Below are 19652 nucleotides of genomic sequence, written 5' to 3' on the forward strand. Positions count from 1 at the left end.
GTCTTAATTATACCAATATAAGTCCTTTTTGGACCTGAGGCTTGTTCTGGTACTGATATACTGGAACACGATACAGATTAATGAACACGTTCAATACATGAACAGTCCAGGAGAATTTTAAATGGCTGCCCTTAATTCGAAAGTCAAAAAAGCCGTTATCCCGGTCGCGGGATTGGGAACCAGGATGTTGCCAGCGACCAAAGCTATCCCGAAAGAGATGCTGCCGCTGGTTGATAAGCCATTAATTCAGTACGTCGTGAACGAATGTATCGCTGCTGGCATTACTGAAATCGTGCTTGTGACGCACTCGTCTAAAAACTCTATTGAAAACCACTTTGATACCAGTTTTGAGCTGGAAGCGATGCTGGAAAAACGCGTTAAGCGTCAGCTTCTGGAAGAGGTCCAGTCTATTTGCCCTCCGCATGTCACTATTATGCAGGTACGTCAAGGGCTGGCAAAAGGCCTGGGCCATGCCGTATTGTGCGCACATCCCGTTGTCGGAAACGAACCTGTCGCTGTTATTCTGCCAGACGTTATTCTTGACGAATATGAGTCCGACCTGTCTCAGGATAACCTGGCTGAAATGATCCGCCGTTTCGACGAAACCGGCAATAGCCAGATTATGGTTGAGCCAGTAGAAGATGTGACTGCATACGGCGTGGTCGATTGTAAAGGCGTTGAGCTGGCACCGGGCGAAAGTGTGCCGATGGTTGGCGTGGTTGAAAAACCAAAAGCGGATGTCGCGCCGTCTAACCTTGCGATTGTCGGGCGTTATGTGTTGAGCGCGGATATCTGGGCGTTGCTGGCGAAAACCCCTCCGGGCGCCGGGGATGAAATTCAGTTGACCGATGCTATCGATATGCTGATCGAAAAAGAAACGGTTGAAGCCTACCACATGAAGGGCAAAAGCCATGACTGTGGTAATAAGTTAGGATATATGCAGGCATTCGTTGAATATGGCATCCGTCATAATTCGCTGGGTGCTGAATTTAAAGCCTGGCTCGAAGAAGAAATGGGTATTAAGAAGTAACGATACGTTATAAATTTTTTAACAGAAGCGCTGGTAAATCCGGCGCTTTTTTTATGTCTGCGTTCGTTAGCGGGGAACTCAGGCAAAAAAAATCCCGCCAGCGGCGGGATTTTAAGCATCCAGGAAGTAAATTATTCCTTGATCAGGAAATCTTCCAGTTGCTTACCTTGTTCTTCCATTGCTTTTTTGATTACAGCCGGTGTACGACCCTGGCCAGTCCAGGTTTTAGTTTCACCGTTTTCGTCAACATAGCTATATTTAGCCGGACGAGCTGCGCGTTTAGCTTTGGTGCCGGATTTAGCGGCAGCCATGCTATTCAGCAGTTCATTCGGGTCAATGCCGTCGGCAATTAACATTTCACGATACTGTTGCAGTTTACGAGTGCGTTCTTCCACTTCAGCAGCAGCAGCGCTTTCTTCTTCACGACGCTCATTAACGACAACTTCTAATTTTTCCAGCATTTCTTCAAGCGTTTCCAGAGTGCATTCTCTTGCCTGCGCACGAAGAGTACGGATGTTGTTCAGAATTTTAAGTGCTTCGCTCATTGTAGTAATCTCAAACTTATATTGGGGTGGTTTGTTGAGCTAATAATAGAGCGATAAATTCAGTTGTGCAATAGCCAGGAATGTAAGGAATTCAAAATTACGCTTTATTAAGCACACGTTTTAATTATCTCAACTTAAATTTTCCTTGAGACGACGCACAAAAAAGAGCTTATTGGCAGGGGGGATACTCACCGTCTGTCACTAAAAATTTAGGAGTCAGGTCACATTTTATCATGATGAAATACGATCTCATTGCAGAGATATCAATCTCTTGTATTAGCTTTCCTTACAAGAAAACCCTATTACTTTGCACCGGGTATGAGTAACGGTAACAATAAGTACAAGGTTTTCATATTGGTGGGTGATGATAAGCATTGTTGATGAATTTTAACGGCATAATTTGTGAAGGAATGTGTATATACCCTTCATACTTCAAGTTGCTTATGCGTTGGCTACGGATTACTCGGCCCATCCATGGGCCTCGCCCTGACGGGCCGTCGCACGCGACGTTCAAATTTGCTCCCGGCAGATTTGTCGTTCACCCCAGTTACATCGTTATCTATGCTCCTGGGGATTCACTCCCTTGCCGCCTTTAAGCAACTCGAATTATTTTGGGTATAGTGAGCGATGTTTGCACAATTCTTAATACTCACCGGAGCGCGAGCCGCGCCGTCGCGTCGGTAAATTATGGTACAATCCCGCCAATCTTTATTTCACTCAGGTGAGGTCCTGCGACCAATGGCACAGCTATATTTCTACTATTCGGCAATGAATGCGGGTAAGTCGACTGCACTGCTGCAATCTTCATACAATTATCAGGAACGCGGGATGCGTACCGTCGTATATACGGCGGAAATCGACGATCGTTTCGGCGCAGGCAAAGTCAGCTCTCGTATCGGTTTGTCGTCGCCGGCAAAATTGTTTAACCAAAATACATCCTTGTTTGAAGAGATTCGTGCCGAGAGCGCGCGGCAGACAATACATTGCGTGTTAGTCGACGAAAGCCAGTTTTTGACTCGCCAGCAGGTTTATCAATTATCCGAGGTTGTCGACAAATTAGGTATTCCAGTACTTTGCTATGGGCTACGAACAGACTTTCGTGGGGAGCTCTTTATCGGCAGCCAATACTTGCTGGCATGGTCAGATAAGCTGGTGGAATTAAAAACTATCTGTTTCTGCGGTCGTAAAGCCAGTATGGTTCTGCGCCTCGATCAGGACGGCAGGCCTTATAATGAAGGCGAACAGGTGGTTATTGGCGGGAATGAACGCTACGTTTCAGTTTGCCGAAAGCATTATAAGGACGCGCTGGAGGAGGGCTCACTGACGGCGATTCAGGAGCGTCATCGGCACATATGATACCTGAGGTAACGATGGCTTATAAAACGCCCTGTAGCACTTTGGACGTCATTATTCAGGCCTCATGACGAAGGGCGTGCCGTGAGCGCGTAGGCCAGATGATAAGCATAGCGCCTTCAGGCATCAGATAAACAGGTAAAACAAAAAACGGCCTCAATTGAGGCCGTTATTGGTCATGCTAAAGCAGATAACGAATTAAGCGGATTTTTTCGCTTTCTTCTCTGCTTTCGGTGCGGCAACGACGTCTTTCTTCGCTGCAACTTCACCTTCGGTGAAATCACGACCGTAGTAGGTATCCAGCAGAATCTGTTTCAGTTCGGAGATCAGCGGATAACGCGGGTTAGCGCCGGTGCACTGGTCATCGAAGGCATCTTCAGACAGTTTGTCAACGTGTGCCAGGAAGTCAGCTTCCTGTACGCCTGCTTCACGGATAGACTTAGGAATGCCCAGCTCAGCTTTAATGCTTTCCAGCCATGCCAGCAGTTTTTCAATCTTAGCGGCGGTACGGTCGCCCGGCGCGCTCAGGCCCAGGTGGTCAGCAATTTCAGCGTAACGACGGCGTGCCTGCGGACGATCGTACTGGCTGAAAGCGGTCTGCTTGGTCGGGTTGTCATTCGCGTTGTAGCGGATAACGTTACAAATCAGCAGGGCGTTCGCCAGACCGTGCGGAATGTGGAACTGAGAGCCCAGTTTGTGCGCCATGGAGTGACATACACCGAGGAAGGCGTTGGCAAACGCGATACCGGCGATAGTCGCCGCACTGTGAACACGTTCACGCGCAACCGGGTTTTTAGACCCTTCGTGGTAAGACGCCGGCAGGTTTTCTTTCAGCAGTTTCAGAGCCTGCAGAGCCTGACCGTCAGAGAACTCAGAAGCCAGTACGGAAACGTAAGCTTCCAGGGCGTGAGTAACGGCATCCAGACCACCGAACGCACACAGGGACTTCGGCATATCCATCACCAGGTTGGCATCGACAATCGCCATATCCGGGGTCAGGGCATAGTCAGCCAGCGGATATTTCTGACCGGTTGCATCGTCGGTCACAACCGCAAACGGTGTGACTTCAGAACCAGTACCGGAAGTGGTGGTGACGGCGATCATTTTCGCTTTCACGCCCATTTTCGGGAACTTGTAGATACGTTTACGGATGTCCATAAAGCGCAGCGCCAGTTCTTCGAAGTGGGTTTCCGGATGTTCGTACATGACCCACATGATTTTCGCGGCGTCCATCGGAGAACCACCGCCCAGCGCGATGATCACGTCTGGTTTGAAGGAGTTAGCCAGCTCAGCGCCTTTGCGAACAACGGTAAGAGTCGGGTCGGCTTCAACTTCGAAGAAGACTTCGGTTTCAACACCCGCCGCTTTCAGCACAGAGGTGATCTGGTCTGCGTAGCCGTTGTTGAACAGGAAGCGGTCAGTCACGATGAGCGCACGTTTGTGGCCATCAGTAATCACTTCATCCAGCGCGATGGGCAGAGAGCCACGGCGGAAGTAGATAGATTTCGGAAGTTTGTGCCACAACATGTTTTCAGCTCGCTTAGCAACGGTTTTCTTGTTGATCAGGTGTTTCGGACCAACGTTTTCAGAGATGGAGTTACCACCCCAGGAACCACAACCCAACGTCAGGGAAGGTGCGAGTTTGAAGTTGTACAGGTCGCCGATACCACCCTGAGAGGCCGGGGTGTTGATCAGGATACGCGCGGTTTTCATCATCTGACCGAAGTAAGCAACGCGTTCTGGCTGGTTATCCTGGTCAGTGTACAGGCAAGAGGTGTGACCGATACCGCCCATTGCGACCAGTTTTTCTGCTTTTTCTACCGCTTCTTCGAAATCTTTCGCACGATACATCGCCAGAGTCGGAGACAGTTTTTCGTGTGCGAACGGTTCGCTTTCGTCAACGACCGTAACTTCACCGATCAGAATCTTGGTGGTTTCTGGTACGGAGAAGCCTGCCAGTTCAGCGATTTTGTAGGCTGGCTGACCGACGATAGCGGCGTTCAGAGCGCCATTTTTCAGGATAACGTTTTGAACCGCTTTCAGCTCCTGGCCCTGCAGCATGTAGCCGCCGTGGCTGGCGAATCGTTCGCGAACGGCATCATAGACGGAATCAACAACGACAACAGACTGTTCAGAAGCACAGATTACGCCGTTATCGAAGGTTTTAGACATCAGAACAGACGCCACAGCGCGTTTGATATCCGCGGTTTCGTCGATAACAACAGGGGTATTACCTGCGCCTACGCCGATAGCCGGTTTACCGGAGCTGTATGCTGCTTTAACCATGCCCGGACCGCCAGTGGCGAGGATCAGGTTAATATCCGGGTGGTGCATCAGCGCATTAGACAGTTCTACGGAAGGTTGATCGATCCAGCCAATCAGATCTTTCGGCGCGCCGGCAGCGATAGCTGCTTGCAGAACGATATCTGCCGCTTTGTTGGTTGCCTCTTTAGCGCGCGGATGCGGAGAAAAGATGATGGCGTTACGGGTCTTCAGGCTAATCAGCGATTTGAAGATGGCGGTAGAGGTTGGGTTAGTGGTTGGAACGATACCGCAAATAATGCCGATAGGTTCAGCAATGGTGATGGTCCCGAAGGTGTCGTCTTCAGACAGCACGCCGCAGGTTTTTTCATCTTTATAAGCATTGTAAATATATTCAGAAGCGAAGTGGTTTTTAATCACTTTATCTTCGATGATACCCATACCGGATTCGGCGACGGCCATTTTGGCCAGCGGAATGCGGGCATCAGCGGCGGCCAGAGCGGCGGCGCGGAAGATTTTGTCGACCTGTTCTTGAGTGAAACTGGCATATTCACGCTGGGCTTTTTTTACACGCTCTACGAGTGCGTTAAGTTCAGCGACATTAGTAACAGCCATAATGCTCTCCTGATAATGTTAAACTTTTTTAGTAAATCATCTGCGCGATACGTGAGTATAGACAGATCGACGATACTTTGTATAAATGCCTGAAATTCAGGTGGTTACTTAACGTCCGTTTCGCTCTGATTTACTAAAAGAGCTTCTGCGTTAGTATCATTTAACTCTAACGCGTTACGTCCAGGTGGCGTAAGCAAGATTACTCACTTCTGAGTAGCGATTGTGTGATCTAAATCAAGATTACGCAAAGCTGACACCTTTCAGCAGGCCATTTTAGCCTTTTATGTAAATTGTTAAGAAATCGTTGTCATGAAGAGTAAGTGGATTAGCATAACGAGTACATATAAATAACAGCGATGAATGGATGAAATTAGGTGTAGATAAGAGGTGAACTATGCGAATAAAAGGCGTATCTTCTGCGCGTTTTGATCATTAACGAACATTGACTTCATCCGGCTAACGCTTCGGAGCTAACCGTGATTCAACCGCTTTTTGATTTTCCTGTTTACTTTAAGTTTTTTATCGGGCTCTTTGCGCTGGTTAACCCGGTGGGGATTATTCCCGTTTTCATCAGCATGACCAGCTACCAGACGGCCACGGCGCGTAATAAAACTAACCTCACCGCGAATCTGTCGGTCGCGATTATCTTGTGGAGTTCCTTATTCCTCGGAGATGGCATCCTGCAGTTGTTTGGTATTTCTATTGATTCGTTCAGAATTGCGGGCGGTATCCTGGTTGTCACCATTGCAATGTCGATGATCAGCGGGAAGCTGGGGGAAGATAAACAAAACAAGCAAGAAAAGTCAGAGACGGCCATACGCGAGAGCATTGGCGTTGTGCCGTTAGCGCTGCCGTTAATGGCGGGGCCAGGGGCGATTAGCTCCACTATCGTCTGGGGGACGCGTTATCACAGCATCGCGCATTTGCTTGGTTTTTCAGTTGCTATTGCGCTTTTTGCGCTTTGCTGCTGGGGCGTGTTCCGTATGGCGCCGTGGCTGGTTCGTTTGCTGGGGCAAACCGGTATCAACGTTATTACCCGAATCATGGGGCTGTTGTTAATGGCGCTCGGCATCGAATTTATTGTCACAGGAATAAAAGGTATTTTCCCCGGCTTGCTCAACTAAACTCCCACCTGTTGATTTACAGGCGGCGCCCTAAGGGGGCCGCCTTGTGACATTCCCAGTGACATTCCCACGTAACACTTCTTACTTTGATAAGCATTCAGCGTTTTAATGATAAAAAATACTAATATAATCTAACGATATTTATTTTTATTAATCAATCTATTATCAACATTACTGAGTCGGTGAGATGCGGTAGGTCTGTTATTTTATTCACACCATACTCTGGGGCTTGATGAAGGATTATTGAAATGTTATTAGTTGTTTCAGCTCCATCGTAGATGAATGTGCTAAATAATGAGCATTTGTTAAATGTGTGTGTGTTTTATGGCGCAGGCATATCCTACAGAGTGACAAAGAGATGCTTTTCTGGCAACTCATTGATGAAAAACAATAAATTGAATTTTTTAACATTCTTTAACTGTTTTTCTGGGCAGGAAATTTTCCATAAAAGAGAATTGGTTAACAAAATTGTAAAATGAATTGGCGGTTCAGAAACGCATTTGATACTTTTCGGCCAAACATTTTGCAGAAGATTTCACATTGTTGATAACTATTTTCATTTAGATGGTTGACAGAAGTAACGTGCGACGTGGGCAGGTACGTCGTATACCGAATCGACGAAAGGCGATCGAACGAATCGTCAGAAAATAAATAAAGTCGGTGATAGCAAAAGCAGTGACAGACCTGGCAGTACACCACCAGTGCTGTACAGGAACCCTGACGGGATTAAACAGGCTGGTAAAAACCAGTAATTATAATGAGTGGAGTACAAACACAATGTCTAACATCACGAAAAAAAGTTTGATTGCAGCGGGAATACTCACTGCGCTCATCGCCGCCAGCGCCGCGACTGCGGCAGACGTGCCCGCCGGCGTTCAGTTAGCCGACAAGCAAACGTTGGTACGTAATAATGGATCAGAAGTGCAGTCTCTCGACCCGCATAAAATTGAAGGCGTGCCGGAATCGAACGTCAGCCGTGACCTCTTCGAAGGCTTATTAATTAGTGATGTCGAGGGGCATCCTTCACCGGGCGTCGCGGAGAAATGGGAAAATAAAGATTTTAAAGTCTGGACATTCCATCTACGTGAAAATGCGAAATGGTCAGATGGTACGCCCGTCACCGCCCATGATTTCGTTTATAGCTGGCAACGCCTGGCCGATCCTAATACGGCATCGCCGTACGCCAGCTATCTGCAATACGGTCATATCGCTAATATCGATGACATTATCGCCGGTAAAAAACCCGCCACCGATCTGGGGGTAAAAGCGCTTGATGATCACACCTTTGAAGTGACCTTAAGTGAGCCGGTGCCTTATTTCTACAAATTGTTGGTCCACCCTTCAGTGTCTCCTGTACCGAAATCAGCGGTCGAAAAATTTGGCGATAAATGGACGCAACCGGCCAATATTGTCACTAACGGCGCTTATAAGTTAAAAAACTGGGTGGTGAACGAACGTATCGTGCTGGAGCGTAACCCGCAATACTGGGATAACGACAAAACCGTCATCAATCAGGTAACTTATTTGCCTATCTCTTCGGAGGTGACGGATGTCAACCGCTACCGCAGCGGCGAGATCGATATGACTTATAACAATATGCCGATCGAATTATTCCAGAAACTGAAGAAAGAGATCCCGAATGAAGTTCGCGTAGACCCTTATTTGTGTACCTATTATTACGAAATTAATAATCAAAAAGCGCCATTTAACGATGTCCGCGTGCGTACCGCGCTGAAACTGGCGTTAGATCGCGACATTATTGTTAATAAGGTTAAAAATCAGGGCGATTTACCCGCTTATAGCTACACGCCGCCATATACCGATGGCGCAAAACTGGTAGAGCCTGAGTGGTTCAAATGGTCCCAGCAAAAGCGTAATGAAGAAGCGAAGAAATTGTTGGCTGAAGCCGGCTTTACGGCGGATAAGCCCTTAACATTCGACCTGCTGTATAACACCTCCGATCTGCATAAAAAACTGGCCATTGCCGTGGCGTCTATCTGGAAGAAAAATCTGGGCGTCAATGTGAATCTGGAGAATCAGGAATGGAAAACCTTCCTGGATACCCGTCATCAGGGCACCTTTGATGTTGCCAGAGCCGGGTGGTGCGCAGATTATAATGAACCGACCTCGTTCCTGAATACTATGTTGTCCGACAGTTCAAATAACACCGCGCATTATAAGAGCCCGGCGTTTGATAAGCTGATTGCCGACACGCTGAAAGTGGCGGACGATACACAGCGCAGCGAACTGTACGCTAAAGCGGAGCAGCAGTTAGATAAAGACTCGGCTATTGTGCCGGTGTATTACTACGTTAACGCGCGCCTGGTGAAACCCTGGGTGGGCGGGTATACCGGTAAAGACCCGCTGGATAATATTTATGTGAAAAACTTATATATTATCAAACATTAATGGCAAGACATGGGACAACTGCGGTTGTCCCATGGTGTCTTTTTTCATCGCACTATAACTTTCCCTGGCGGATCTGTTTGTCACGTCCGGGAAGTAAAGGCACAGGCCAGAAGGTACGGGCAATGTTGAAATTTATTTTACGCCGCTGTCTGGAAGCGATTCCGACGCTGTTTATTCTTATTACCATCTCTTTCTTTATGATGCGCCTCGCGCCGGGGAGTCCTTTTACCGGCGAGCGCGCATTGCCGCCGGAAGTGCTGGCCAATATTGAAGCAAAATATCATCTGAACGATCCCATCATGACGCAGTACTTCAGCTACCTGAAGCAGCTGGCGCATGGCGATTTTGGACCATCGTTTAAATACAAAGATTACACGGTCAACGATCTGGTTGCCGCCAGCTTCCCCGTTTCGGCGAAACTTGGCGCCGCCGCTTTTTTGCTGGCGGTCATTATTGGTGTCAGCGCTGGCGTGATTGCCGCGCTAAAGCAAAATACGCGATGGGATTATACGGTGATGGGATTTGCCATGACCGGCGTCGTTATCCCCAGTTTTGTGGTAGCGCCGCTACTGGTGATGGTCTTTGCGATAACCTTGCAATGGCTGCCTGGCGGCGGCTGGAACGGCGGGGCGTTAAAATTTATGATCCTGCCGATGGTCGCGCTTTCACTGGCCTATATTGCCAGCATCGCTCGTATTACACGCGGCTCGATGATTGAAGTTCTGCATTCGAACTTTATTCGTACCGCGCGGGCAAAAGGATTACCGATGCGCAGAATCATCTTCCGCCATGCGTTAAAACCTGCGCTGCTGCCGGTTTTATCCTATATGGGGCCAGCCTTTGTCGGCATTATTACCGGCTCAATGGTGATTGAAACGATTTATGGCTTACCGGGCATTGGGCAGCTTTTCGTTAATGGCGCGCTCAACCGCGATTACTCGCTGGTGTTAAGTTTGACCATTCTAGTCGGGGCGCTGACCATATTATTTAACGCCATTGTCGATGTGCTCTATGCCGTTATCGACCCGAAAATTCGCTATTGATACTGGAGCTCGCGATGATGTTAAGTAAGAAAAACAGCGAGACGCTGGAAAATTTCAGTGAAAAGCTGGAGGTGGAAGGCCGCAGCCTTTGGCAAGATGCCCGTCGGCGCTTTATGCATAACCGTGCGGCGGTGGCTAGTCTTATTGTCCTGTTTCTGATAGCCCTGTTCGTGACAGTAGCGCCTATGCTGTCGCAATTTACCTATTTCGATACCGACTGGGGCATGATGTCCAGCGCGCCGGATATGGCGTCCGGCCACTATTTCGGCACTGACTCTTCCGGGCGCGATCTGTTGGTGCGCGTTGCCATCGGCGGGCGTATCTCATTGATGGTCGGGATTGCCGCCGCGCTGGTGGCGGTCATTGTCGGAACGCTGTATGGCTCGCTGTCCGGGTATCTGGGCGGCAAAATTGATTCTGTGATGATGCGTTTGTTGGAGATCCTCAACTCGTTCCCGTTTATGTTCTTTGTGATTTTGCTGGTGACGTTTTTTGGGCAGAACATTCTGTTGATTTTCGTCGCCATCGGCATGGTCTCCTGGCTTGATATGGCGCGTATCGTGCGTGGCCAAACCCTAAGTCTTAAACGTAAAGAGTTCATCGAAGCCGCGCAGGTGGGTGGTGTGTCGACCGCCAGCATTGTGATCCGCCATATTGTGCCTAACGTCCTGGGCGTAGTAGTAGTGTATGCATCGTTGCTGGTGCCCAGCATGATTCTGTTTGAGTCTTTCCTCAGTTTCCTGGGGCTTGGGACGCAGGAACCGTTAAGCAGTTGGGGAGCGTTGTTGAGCGATGGCGCAAATTCAATGGAAGTCTCACCGTGGCTGCTGCTGTTTCCGGCTGGCTTTCTCGTGGTGACGTTATTCTGTTTTAACTTTATTGGCGATGGCCTGCGTGATGCCCTCGACCCGAAAGATCGTTAAGGAGTACAGCCATGAGCTTATCAGAAACCGCAAGCGCGACTCAGGCGCAGCAACCGGCGAATGTACTGCTGGAGGTAAACGATCTTCGTGTTACGTTCGCTACGCCTGATGGCGATGTGACGGCGGTCAACGATCTGAACTTTACGCTTCGCGCTGGAGAAACGTTAGGTATTGTTGGCGAGTCTGGATCGGGGAAATCGCAAACGGCGTTCGCATTAATGGGACTGCTGGCGACGAATGGTCGAATCGGCGGTTCTGCGACCTTTAACGGACGTGAAATTCTTAATCTACCTGAGCGCGAACTGAATACGCTGCGCGCAGAACAGATTTCGATGATTTTTCAGGACCCGATGACCTCGCTAAATCCTTATATGCGTGTTGGGGAGCAGTTAATGGAAGTCCTGATGCTGCATAAAGGAATGAGCAAAGCGGAAGCTTTTGAAGAGTCCGTCAGAATGCTGGATGCCGTAAAAATGCCGGAAGCGCGCAAACGGATGAAAATGTACCCGCACGAATTTTCCGGCGGAATGCGTCAACGTGTGATGATTGCGATGGCGCTGTTGTGCAGGCCGAAACTGCTTATTGCCGATGAGCCTACCACCGCGCTTGATGTTACCGTGCAGGCGCAGATTATGACCTTGCTTAATGAGCTAAAGCGCGAATTTAATACCGCCATTATCATGATTACCCACGATCTGGGCGTGGTCGCGGGTATTTGCGATAAGGTCCTGGTAATGTATGCCGGGCGTACCATGGAATACGGTAAGGCGCGCGATGTCTTTTATCAGCCCGTTCATCCGTATTCGATAGGCCTGCTTAATGCGGTGCCACGTCTGGATAGCGAGGGGGCTGAAATGCTGACGATTCCGGGCAATCCTCCCAATTTATTGCGTTTGCCTACAGGTTGTCCGTTCCAGCCGCGTTGTCCTCATGCGATGGAGATCTGCAATAATGCGCCGCCACTTGAAGCGTTCAGTCCTGGTCGTTTGCGCGCCTGTTTTAAACCGGTGGAGGAACTGCTATGAATGCTGTGATTGAACAACGTAAAGTTCTCCTCGAAATCGCCGATCTGAAAGTCCATTTTGATATCAAAGAAGGGAAGCAGTGGTTCTGGCAACCGCCGAAAACCCTGAAAGCGGTGGACGGCGTTACGCTACGCCTGTATGAAGGCGAAACGCTGGGCGTGGTGGGCGAATCCGGCTGCGGCAAGTCGACGTTTGCACGCGCCATTATTGGTCTGGTGAAGGCGACAGACGGTAAAGTCGCCTGGCTGGGAAAAGATCTGTTGGGCATGAAAGCGGATGAGTGGCGCGAGGTGCGCAGCGATATCCAGATGATTTTCCAGGACCCGCTGGCGTCACTCAACCCGCGAATGACGATTGGCGAAATTATCGCTGAACCGCTGCGCACTTATCATCCTAAGCTTTCGCGCCAGGACGTGCGTGACCGCGTGAAAGCCATGATGCTGAAAGTGGGGCTGTTGCCGAACCTCATCAACCGTTATCCCCATGAGTTTTCCGGGGGGCAGTGCCAGCGCATCGGTATCGCCAGGGCGTTGATCCTGGAACCTAAGCTCATTATTTGCGATGAGCCGGTGTCGGCGCTGGACGTTTCTATTCAGGCGCAGGTGGTGAATTTGCTCCAGCAGTTACAGCGAGAGATGGGGCTGTCGTTGATTTTTATTGCGCACGACCTGGCGGTCGTAAAGCACATATCCGATCGTGTCCTGGTGATGTATCTCGGTCATGCGGTAGAATTGGGCACCTATGATGAGGTGTATCATAATCCACTGCATCCTTATACCAAAGCGCTGATGTCGGCGGTACCGATTCCCGATCCCGATCTGGAGCGAAATAAGAAGATACAATTGCTGGAGGGCGAATTACCTTCGCCCATTAACCCGCCTTCCGGCTGCGTGTTCCGTACACGCTGTCCGATAGCCGGGCCAGAATGCGCGCAAACGCGACCGGTGCTGGAAGGGAGTTTTCGCCATGCCGTTTCCTGCCTTAAAGTAGACCCGTTATAATCGCAAGGGCTGACAATTCGTCAGCCCTTCTTTTAGGTGAGGTTACCGTGTCACTTTCTTTGTCGTCGGTTCGCCGTCGTCTTTATCATAATCTGTTCGATTTGACTACGCGCTCAGGTCGCCGTTTTGAAGGGTTATGCGCGCTGTTTGCGCTGCTCAGCGTACTGGTCATTTTTGTTGAATCAGGCGTAGGAACGGAATATCACCTGACATTTGATGAATGGCATATTTTTGTCTGGCTGGAGCTCTGCGTTACCCTGATATTTACCGGTGAATACTTGCTCAGACTGTTTAGCTGGCCCGAACCGGCAAAATACGTTTTTAGTTTCTGGGGATTTATTGATCTGGTGACGATTTTGCCGCTGTACGTCATGTGGCTGTGGCCGGAAATTAGCCTGAACTATATGTTTGCCTGGCGTGCTATGCGAGCGATTCGCGTGCTGCGTATTCTTAAACTGCTACGCTTTATGCCATCCCTGCGCGTATTCTGGAGCGCCATTATTAGCGCGCGTCATCAGCTTATTCTGTTCTATTCATTTATTGCGATCGTGATGATTATTTTCGGGGCCCTGATGTATCTTATTGAAGGACCGAAATATGGCTTCACGACGCTTAATGCCTCGGTGTATTGGGCGATAGTGACAGTCACAACCGTGGGGTACGGTGATATTACGCCGCATACGCCGCTGGGACGCATTGTCGCGTCGGTGCTTATTTTGATTGGCTATTCGGTGATTGCAATTCCTACAGGACTGATTACCACGCACATGAGCAGCGCGTTTCAAAAACGTCACTGGCAGCGAAAATGTCCGCAGTGCCAGCAAAGCCAGCATGAACATAGCGCGCAATATTGTAACCGATGCGGCAGTAAGCTACCGGATTAAACAGGCTTGCCGGAGGGCGCAATCAAACGCCATCCGGCCTGAACCGCTTATTCGCGCCAGAGAATATGGCACAGCTTGTGGTCCTTTTCCCGGCACAGCAGAACGCGGGCAAAAATGTCGTTAATTTCGCCGTCTTCGGTATCCGCCAGGCCAATAATCACCTCGGCAAAAAAGTCTGGATTCAGGTCAAAATCGACGTGCTCTTGCCAGTCTTCAGCGGGATCAAACAACTCCGCGCCGCCGCGCTCCTCGAATTGCAAATTGAACAGAATGATATCAGCCGGATCAAGATTATCCGCCGCCAGCTCAAGAAAAATATCGTAAGCCTGCTCAAGCGTTTCGTCTTCAGTCAGGCGATTGTTCAGATCCATTTCCATAGTGACTACCTGTTTACTCATGTTGGTCACGTTTTACAGCAATGGACTAAAGAAGTAAAACAATCGCTCGGTAATACGCTGCCATAGCGGACGTTTTACCCACAAACGCGCATCTAACAGGCGGGAGCGCGAGATATAATCGTCCTGTACCGCAGCCAGATCGGCGCCGAAACCTGTATCATCAATGACCAGCGTAATCTCGAAATTAAGCCACAGGCTACGCATGTCGAGATTCACGGTGCCGACCAGGCTCAGTTCGCCATCGACCAGCACGCTTTTGGTATGCAACAGCCCGCCTTCGAACTGATAGATTTTCACGCCCGCCGCCAGTAACTCGCTGAAAAAGGCGCGACTGGCCCAGCCGACGAGCAGTGAATCGTTTTTACGGGGCAGGATAATACTGACATCCACGCCGCGCTGCGCAGCGGTACAAATGGCGTGCAGCAGATCGTCGCTGGGGACGAAATATGGCGTGGTCATAATTAAATATTCGCGCGCAGCATAGGTGGCGGTTAATAGTGCCTGGTGAATGAGATCTTCCGGAAAACCAGGACCGGAAGCAATGGTATGAATGGTATGCCCGCTGGCCTGTTCAAACGGCATAATATTCACGTCCGGCGGGGGAGGCAGAATGCGTTTACCCGTCTCGATTTCCCAATCGCAGGAGTAAACAATCCCCATTGCTGTCGCCACGGGGCCCTCCATTCGCGCCATCAAATCGACCCATTGCCCAACGCCGGCATCCTGTTTGAAAAAACGCGGGTCCACCATATTCATACTGCCGGTATAGGCGATGTAATTGTCAATCATCACCATTTTACGGTGCTGGCGAAGATCCATACGGCGTAAAAAGACGCGCATCAGATTCACCTTCAGCGCCTCTACGACTTCAATGCCAGCGTTACGCATCATGGCCGCCCAGGGGCTGCGGAAGAAAGCGACGCTACCCGCGGAATCCAGCATAAGCCGGCAGTGGATGCCGCGGCGGGCGGCGGCCATTAACGATTCAGCGACCTGATCCGCCATGCCGCCTGGCTGCCAGATGTAAAACACCATTTCGATATTATGCCGCGCCAGTTGGATATCGCGAATAAGCGCCTGCATGACATCATCGGAGTCGGTAAGCAATTGCAACTGGTTGCCTTTGACGCCCGCAATCCCCTGACGTCGTTCGCACAGCTTAAACAAGGACGATGCGACGCTACTGTTTTCTTGCGCGAAAATGTGTTTACAGGCTTTGAGGTTATTCAACCATTTGGCGGTAGACGGCCACATGGCGCGGGCACGCTCGGCGCGACGTTTGCCTAAATGCAATTCGCCCACGGACAAATAGGCGATGATCCCGACCAGCGGAAGGATATAGATGATTAATAACCAGGCCATTGCGGAGGGAACTGCGCGCCGTTTCATTAGAATACGTAATGTGACGCCGGCAATGAGAACCCAGTATCCCAAAATGACCAGCCAACTCACCACGGTGTAGAAGGTTGTCATAACTTTAAAAATCCTTTAGAAAGCGTGTTGTTAAGAGTTTACGCGTCAGGATTCACATGGCAAATAAAAACACGGGAAAAGCGCTGGTCTGCATCCGGCGAGGGGGTATAATGGCGCTTCTGTTACAGTGAGAGTCGTAAACATGAAGCGTAGTAGAACGGAAGTGGGGCGCTGGCGAATGCTACGTCAGGCGAGCCGCCGTAAAGCGCGTTGGCTTGAAGGGCAATCACGCCGTAATATGCGTATCCATACCATCAGGAAATGCATCTTTAATCGTCAGCGTAATTCATTACTCTTTGCGATTCACGGTGTGTGAGCCAGTAAGGGCACCGTATGCGGTGCCCAACAGGCCATCCTCTTTAAAAGATCTTCTTATATGGTTTGACCGAAACCTGCGCATAGACGCCCGCTGCGACGTAGGGGTCCGCATCAGCCCAGGATTGCGCTGCTTCTAAAGATTCAAATTCAGCAATCACCGTTGACCCGGTAAATCCGGCTACCCCAGGATCGTTACTGTCCACAGCGGGCATCGGCCCGGCAGTTAATAATCGCCCTTCATCATGCAGAAGTTGCAGGCGCGCCAGATGCGCGGGCCGTACCGAGAGGCGTTTTTCAAGCGAGTTGGCATTATCCTGAGCGTAAATAACATACAGCACGGGTAGAGCTCCTTAATCGGTAAAAGTTGCTGATTACGTTATTGGAAAGGGCCTTTATCTGCAATGTAAAGATACCGACTTTGTTAAACATGCACATTTTGTGTGGTGTTTTTGTGCGATATCATCTTTTAAATGCCGCTATCGGCAATGCCTTATTGAATATGATTGCTATTTGCATTTAAAATTCAGCTCTGGTTTTTCAACTGAAACGATTATGACTTCAATGACCCTTGATTTACCTCGTCGCTTTCCCTGGCCGACACTCCTTTCCGTAGGCATTCATGGTGCTGTAGTGGCGGGTTTGCTCTATACCTCGGTACATCAGGTTATTGAATTGCCTGCGCCAGCGCAGCCTATCACGGTGACAATGGTTTCACCCGCTGACCTGGAGCCGCCCCAGGCGGTTCAGCCGCCGCCGGAGCCGGTGGTTGAACCCGAACCGGAGCCAGAGCCGATCCCTGAACCGCCTAAAGAAGCGCCCGTGGTGATTGAGAAACCCAAACCTAAGCCAAAACCCAAGCCGAAACCGAAACCGGTGAAAAAGGTTGAAGAGCAGCCGAAGCGCGAAGTCAAACCGGCCGAGCCGCGTCCTGCCTCACCGTTTGAAAATAGCGCCCCGGCGCGGCCAACAAGCAGCACCGCGTCGGCGACCAGCAAGCCGGCGGTGAGCGTGCCCACTGGACCTCGCGCTCTGAGCCGTAACCAGCCGCAGTATCCGGCGCGAGCACAGGCGTTACGTATTGAAGGCCGCGTAAAGGTGAAGTTTGACGTGACCTCTGCTGGGCGAGTGGAAAATGTACAGATTCTGTCCGCGCAGCCGGCCAATATGTTTGAGCGTGAAGTTAAGAATGCGATGCGCAAATGGCGCTATGAAGCAGGCAAGCCGGGTTCCGGGCTGGTGGTCAATATTATCTTCCGTCTGAACGGTACGGCGCAGATTGAGTAACTCTGGCGCCGCCAGTAGGAATATTACCATCACCTGCTGGCGGCGTAAGCGGGTATACTTAACCCTGAACCGGGAGCGGGCGAGGTTTACCGTCCGGATCGACGGCAACATAAATAAACAGCGCCTCGGTGGCCTTGTAGCGCTGTCCAATCGGTTCTGACGCGACTTTTTTCACCCAGACTTCAATATTGATGCTAATAGACGTCGTGCCGCGTTTAACGCAGCGCGCGTAGCAGCATACGACATCGCCAACCGCGACGGGGCGCAGAAATGTCATTCCTTCCACGCGTACGGTTACAACCCGACCGTGCGCGATCTCTTTGGCCAGTATCGCGCCGCCAATATCCATTTGCGACATCAGCCAGCCGCCAAAAATATCGCCGTTCGCATTGGTATCGGCAGGCATGGCCAATGTACGTAAAACCAGCTCGCCCTGAGGAGTATTATCCATTGTTGTCATTGTAAAACCGACTATCAGAAAAAATTACAGCCGCGATGCTACTATGAATTTTGTGTGGAGAATAGTGGGAATAAAGGTACTGACGGGAAAGCGCAGGGCGTAAAGGCGAAGAAAATATCGCCAGGCGTTCGCAGTCTGGCGATGATAAGTTACGGGAGGGTTATGATTTATCTTCCTGTGGCAGATGCCGGTAGATATAGACGCCGCTCAGCAGGGTAAAAATGAGCGTCAGCGCCGTGAGTCCAAAGACCTTAAAGTTGACCCAGATATTTTGCGGCAACCAGAAGGCGATATAAATGTTAGCCAGACCGCATACAATAAAAAACAGCGCCCACGCCAGATTCAGCTTTGACCAGACCTGCTGCGGCAACGCCAGTTCTTTACCTAACATACGTTGGATTAACGGTTTTTTCATCACCCACTGGCTTATTAACAGCGCGCCGGCGAACAGCGCATAAATAACCGTCACCTTCCATTTAATAAATTCATCGTTATGGAAGAAGAGCGTCAGACCGCCGAAGACGGCAACCAGAACAAAGGTAATCAGCGCCATCTTCTCTATTTTCCGATAGCGCACCCAGCTATAAATCAGCACGATTGCCGTCGCGACAATCAGTGCGGAGGTCGCCGCATAGATGTCATAAAGTTTATAAAACGCAAAAAAGACAACCAGCGGTAAAAAATCCAGAAACTGCTTCATTCTTCGATTCCATCATCAACGAGCGTCGAATGCGCCGCGTAACGGCGCATTGCGGATTATTGGCGAATCAACATATACAGGCGGAATAAGTAGATAAGCAATACTGCGGAAATCAGATTGCTCAACGTATTCGCCAGTACAGCGCCTACATTTGGGGTCAGTACAGCGAAGCTGGGCGCGAACAGCAATAGCAATGTTTTAGCCAGTAACCAGCCTATCACCGCAGGCGCGACCAGTCTCATGTTAGCCCAGGCTAAACGCATACTGCTGCGCATTGCGGCAAACACGCCCATTTTCTCTTCAACCAACATCACTGGCGCAAGCGCCAGCACAATGGCCATAATAATCCCCGGAACGACAATCAGCATTATACCGATTTGCACTAACAGGGTAGTCAGAAAAATGAGAATAAACAGTTTAGGCAATGCAGGGGCGCTGGCGCCGATAGCGCGCAGCGCGCTAACCCGATGTCCCGCTGAAACTAACTGAATCATCAGGATGATACCGCCGGCCAGAATAGCGTTGCCGATAAGCCCGGAAAACGTCGAGGCGGCAGAGGCGCGCAACAGGATCTGCTGCTGCTCCGGCGTCATATTTTGTACCAGCTCAAACAGGCCAGCGCTGCCTGCCAGATGTTCTCCTTCACTGAGTTGCGCGATTTGCGCATCGCTGGGTGAAAAGGCATGACCTAAGACCACCGTGATAAATGCGCACAGCAACGAAACCAGCAAGATAGTAATAAATTGATTTCGGAAAAAATTTCCGGCGTCACGGTAAACGGACTTCGCCGTGATAGACATGCACT

General features: G+C 50.0%; 19 protein-coding genes. 11 read left to right on the forward strand and 8 right to left on the reverse strand.

What is annotated here, in order from left to right; translation table 11 throughout:
- Positions 1–121: 121 nt before the first annotated feature.
- On the forward strand, positions 122–1030 hold the full coding sequence (gene galU, locus ACLD11_RS02860) for a UTP--glucose-1-phosphate uridylyltransferase GalU (RefSeq protein WP_000729450.1): 909 nt from the start codon (positions 122–124) through the stop codon (positions 1028–1030).
- 131 nt (positions 1031–1161) lie between these two features.
- On the opposite strand, the gene hns is transcribed toward galU, so the two are convergent.
- Positions 1162–1575 carry a histone-like nucleoid-structuring protein H-NS gene (gene hns, locus ACLD11_RS02865; RefSeq protein WP_001287383.1) on the reverse strand — a complete coding sequence of 138 codons (414 nt, stop codon included), beginning with the start codon at positions 1573–1575 and terminating at the stop codon, positions 1162–1164.
- A 738-nt stretch (positions 1576–2313) separates the two neighbouring features.
- Between hns and tdk the strand changes: the two genes are divergently transcribed.
- Positions 2314–2931, forward strand: coding sequence for a thymidine kinase (gene tdk, locus ACLD11_RS02870; RefSeq protein WP_411014509.1), 618 nt, complete (start codon positions 2314–2316; stop codon positions 2929–2931).
- A gap of 195 nt (positions 2932–3126) precedes the next feature.
- Here the strand turns inward: tdk and adhE are convergent, their stop codons facing one another.
- Positions 3127–5805, reverse strand: coding sequence for a bifunctional acetaldehyde-CoA/alcohol dehydrogenase (adhE, locus tag ACLD11_RS02875; protein ID WP_411011252.1), 2679 nt, complete (start codon positions 5803–5805; stop codon positions 3127–3129).
- A 476-nt stretch (positions 5806–6281) separates the two neighbouring features.
- On the opposite strand from adhE, the gene ACLD11_RS02880 reads away from it, so the two are divergent.
- The 7 genes from ACLD11_RS02880 (at position 6282) to ACLD11_RS02910 (ending at position 14214) form a co-directional block, all read left to right on the forward strand.
- The gene (locus tag ACLD11_RS02880) at positions 6282–6929 is read left to right on the forward strand and encodes a YchE family NAAT transporter (protein WP_000615840.1); all 648 of its coding nucleotides are present in this window, start codon (positions 6282–6284) and stop codon (positions 6927–6929) included.
- Between the two features lie 777 nt (positions 6930–7706).
- Positions 7707–9338, forward strand: a complete 1632-nt coding sequence (oppA, locus tag ACLD11_RS02885; RefSeq protein ID WP_001527794.1) for an oligopeptide ABC transporter substrate-binding protein OppA — start codon at positions 7707–7709, stop codon at positions 9336–9338.
- Positions 9339–9460: 122 nt separating this feature from the next.
- Complete coding sequence (gene oppB, locus ACLD11_RS02890) at positions 9461–10381, forward strand: oligopeptide ABC transporter permease OppB (RefSeq protein WP_000911097.1); 921 nt, start codon at positions 9461–9463, stop codon at positions 10379–10381.
- Positions 10382–10395: 14 nt separating this feature from the next.
- Positions 10396–11304: an oligopeptide ABC transporter permease OppC gene (oppC, locus tag ACLD11_RS02895; RefSeq protein WP_000979653.1), complete on the forward strand. Its 909-nt coding sequence runs from the start codon at positions 10396–10398 to the stop codon at positions 11302–11304.
- An 11-nt stretch (positions 11305–11315) separates the two neighbouring features.
- Positions 11316–12329, forward strand: a complete 1014-nt coding sequence (locus ACLD11_RS02900; protein WP_411011253.1) for an ABC transporter ATP-binding protein — start codon at positions 11316–11318, stop codon at positions 12327–12329.
- Positions 12326–13330, forward strand: coding sequence for a murein tripeptide/oligopeptide ABC transporter ATP-binding protein OppF (oppF, locus tag ACLD11_RS02905; protein ID WP_000994696.1), 1005 nt, complete (start codon positions 12326–12328; stop codon positions 13328–13330). The genes ACLD11_RS02900 and oppF overlap by 4 nt, the downstream gene beginning before the upstream one ends.
- Before the next feature lie 47 nt (positions 13331–13377).
- Positions 13378–14214, forward strand: coding sequence for an ion transporter (locus tag ACLD11_RS02910; RefSeq protein ID WP_000059074.1), 837 nt, complete (start codon positions 13378–13380; stop codon positions 14212–14214).
- Between the two features lie 47 nt (positions 14215–14261).
- Here the strand turns inward: ACLD11_RS02910 and ACLD11_RS02915 are convergent, their stop codons facing one another.
- Both ACLD11_RS02915 and cls read right to left on the reverse strand, forming a co-directional pair.
- Entirely contained in the window at positions 14262–14591 is a 330-nt protein-coding gene (locus tag ACLD11_RS02915; protein ID WP_411014562.1) for an HI1450 family dsDNA-mimic protein, read from the reverse strand.
- Between the two features lie 33 nt (positions 14592–14624).
- The gene (cls, locus tag ACLD11_RS02920; RefSeq protein ID WP_411014510.1) at positions 14625–16085 is read right to left on the reverse strand and encodes a cardiolipin synthase ClsA; all 1461 of its coding nucleotides are present in this window, start codon (positions 16083–16085) and stop codon (positions 14625–14627) included.
- 142 nt (positions 16086–16227) lie between these two features.
- Between cls and ACLD11_RS02925 the strand changes: the two genes are divergently transcribed.
- A complete protein-coding gene (locus ACLD11_RS02925) occupies positions 16228–16401 on the forward strand; it encodes a YciY family protein (RefSeq protein ID WP_001531561.1) in 174 nt (57 codons plus the stop codon).
- Positions 16402–16444: 43 nt separating this feature from the next.
- Here ACLD11_RS02925 and ACLD11_RS02930 read toward each other — a convergent pair whose 3' ends face one another.
- Positions 16445–16741: a YciI family protein gene (locus tag ACLD11_RS02930; RefSeq protein WP_000967605.1), complete on the reverse strand. Its 297-nt coding sequence runs from the start codon at positions 16739–16741 to the stop codon at positions 16445–16447.
- A 223-nt stretch (positions 16742–16964) separates the two neighbouring features.
- On the opposite strand from ACLD11_RS02930, the gene tonB reads away from it, so the two are divergent.
- Positions 16965–17687, forward strand: coding sequence for a TonB system transport protein TonB (gene tonB / locus ACLD11_RS02935; protein ID WP_023137495.1), 723 nt, complete (start codon positions 16965–16967; stop codon positions 17685–17687).
- A gap of 58 nt (positions 17688–17745) precedes the next feature.
- Here tonB and yciA read toward each other — a convergent pair whose 3' ends face one another.
- From yciA to ACLD11_RS02950, 3 genes are all read right to left on the reverse strand, one after another.
- Positions 17746–18147, reverse strand: coding sequence for an acyl-CoA thioester hydrolase YciA (yciA, locus tag ACLD11_RS02940; RefSeq protein WP_000210317.1), 402 nt, complete (start codon positions 18145–18147; stop codon positions 17746–17748).
- 160 nt (positions 18148–18307) lie between these two features.
- Positions 18308–18847: a septation protein A gene (locus tag ACLD11_RS02945; protein WP_000808683.1), complete on the reverse strand. Its 540-nt coding sequence runs from the start codon at positions 18845–18847 to the stop codon at positions 18308–18310.
- Positions 18848–18903: 56 nt separating this feature from the next.
- Positions 18904–19647, reverse strand: a complete 744-nt coding sequence (locus ACLD11_RS02950; protein WP_000028507.1) for a YciC family protein — start codon at positions 19645–19647, stop codon at positions 18904–18906.
- Positions 19648–19652: the final 5 nt, after the last annotated feature.

The sequence above is a fragment of the Salmonella sp. 741265116_PST genome, from assembly GCF_046567715.1.
GTDB lineage: Bacteria > Pseudomonadota > Gammaproteobacteria > Enterobacterales > Enterobacteriaceae > Salmonella > Salmonella enterica.

Bases quoted from the DNA above. Each gene is read 5' to 3' on its own strand.
- galU (WP_000729450.1), top strand. From the start codon at position 122: ATGGCTGCCCTTAATTCGAAAGTCAAAAAAGCCGTTATCCCGGTCGCG.
- hns (WP_001287383.1), bottom strand. From the start codon at position 1,575: ATGAGCGAAGCACTTAAAATTCTGAACAACATCCGTACTCTTCGTGCG.
- tdk (WP_411014509.1), top strand. From the start codon at position 2,314: ATGGCACAGCTATATTTCTACTATTCGGCAATGAATGCGGGTAAGTCG.
- adhE (WP_411011252.1), bottom strand. From the start codon at position 5,805: ATGGCTGTTACTAATGTCGCTGAACTTAACGCACTCGTAGAGCGTGTA.
- oppA (WP_001527794.1), top strand. From the start codon at position 7,707: ATGTCTAACATCACGAAAAAAAGTTTGATTGCAGCGGGAATACTCACT.
- oppB (WP_000911097.1), top strand. From the start codon at position 9,461: ATGTTGAAATTTATTTTACGCCGCTGTCTGGAAGCGATTCCGACGCTG.
- oppC (WP_000979653.1), top strand. From the start codon at position 10,396: ATGATGTTAAGTAAGAAAAACAGCGAGACGCTGGAAAATTTCAGTGAA.
- ACLD11_RS02900 (WP_411011253.1), top strand. From the start codon at position 11,316: ATGAGCTTATCAGAAACCGCAAGCGCGACTCAGGCGCAGCAACCGGCG.
- oppF (WP_000994696.1), top strand. From the start codon at position 12,326: ATGAATGCTGTGATTGAACAACGTAAAGTTCTCCTCGAAATCGCCGAT.
- ACLD11_RS02915 (WP_411014562.1), bottom strand. From the start codon at position 14,591: ATGGAAATGGATCTGAACAATCGCCTGACTGAAGACGAAACGCTTGAG.
- cls (WP_411014510.1), bottom strand. From the start codon at position 16,085: ATGACAACCTTCTACACCGTGGTGAGTTGGCTGGTCATTTTGGGATAC.
- ACLD11_RS02925 (WP_001531561.1), top strand. From the start codon at position 16,228: ATGAAGCGTAGTAGAACGGAAGTGGGGCGCTGGCGAATGCTACGTCAG.
- tonB (WP_023137495.1), top strand. From the start codon at position 16,965: ATGACCCTTGATTTACCTCGTCGCTTTCCCTGGCCGACACTCCTTTCC.
- yciA (WP_000210317.1), bottom strand. From the start codon at position 18,147: ATGACAACAATGGATAATACTCCTCAGGGCGAGCTGGTTTTACGTACA.
- ACLD11_RS02945 (WP_000808683.1), bottom strand. From the start codon at position 18,847: ATGAAGCAGTTTCTGGATTTTTTACCGCTGGTTGTCTTTTTTGCGTTT.
- ACLD11_RS02950 (WP_000028507.1), bottom strand. From the start codon at position 19,647: ATGTCTATCACGGCGAAGTCCGTTTACCGTGACGCCGGAAATTTTTTC.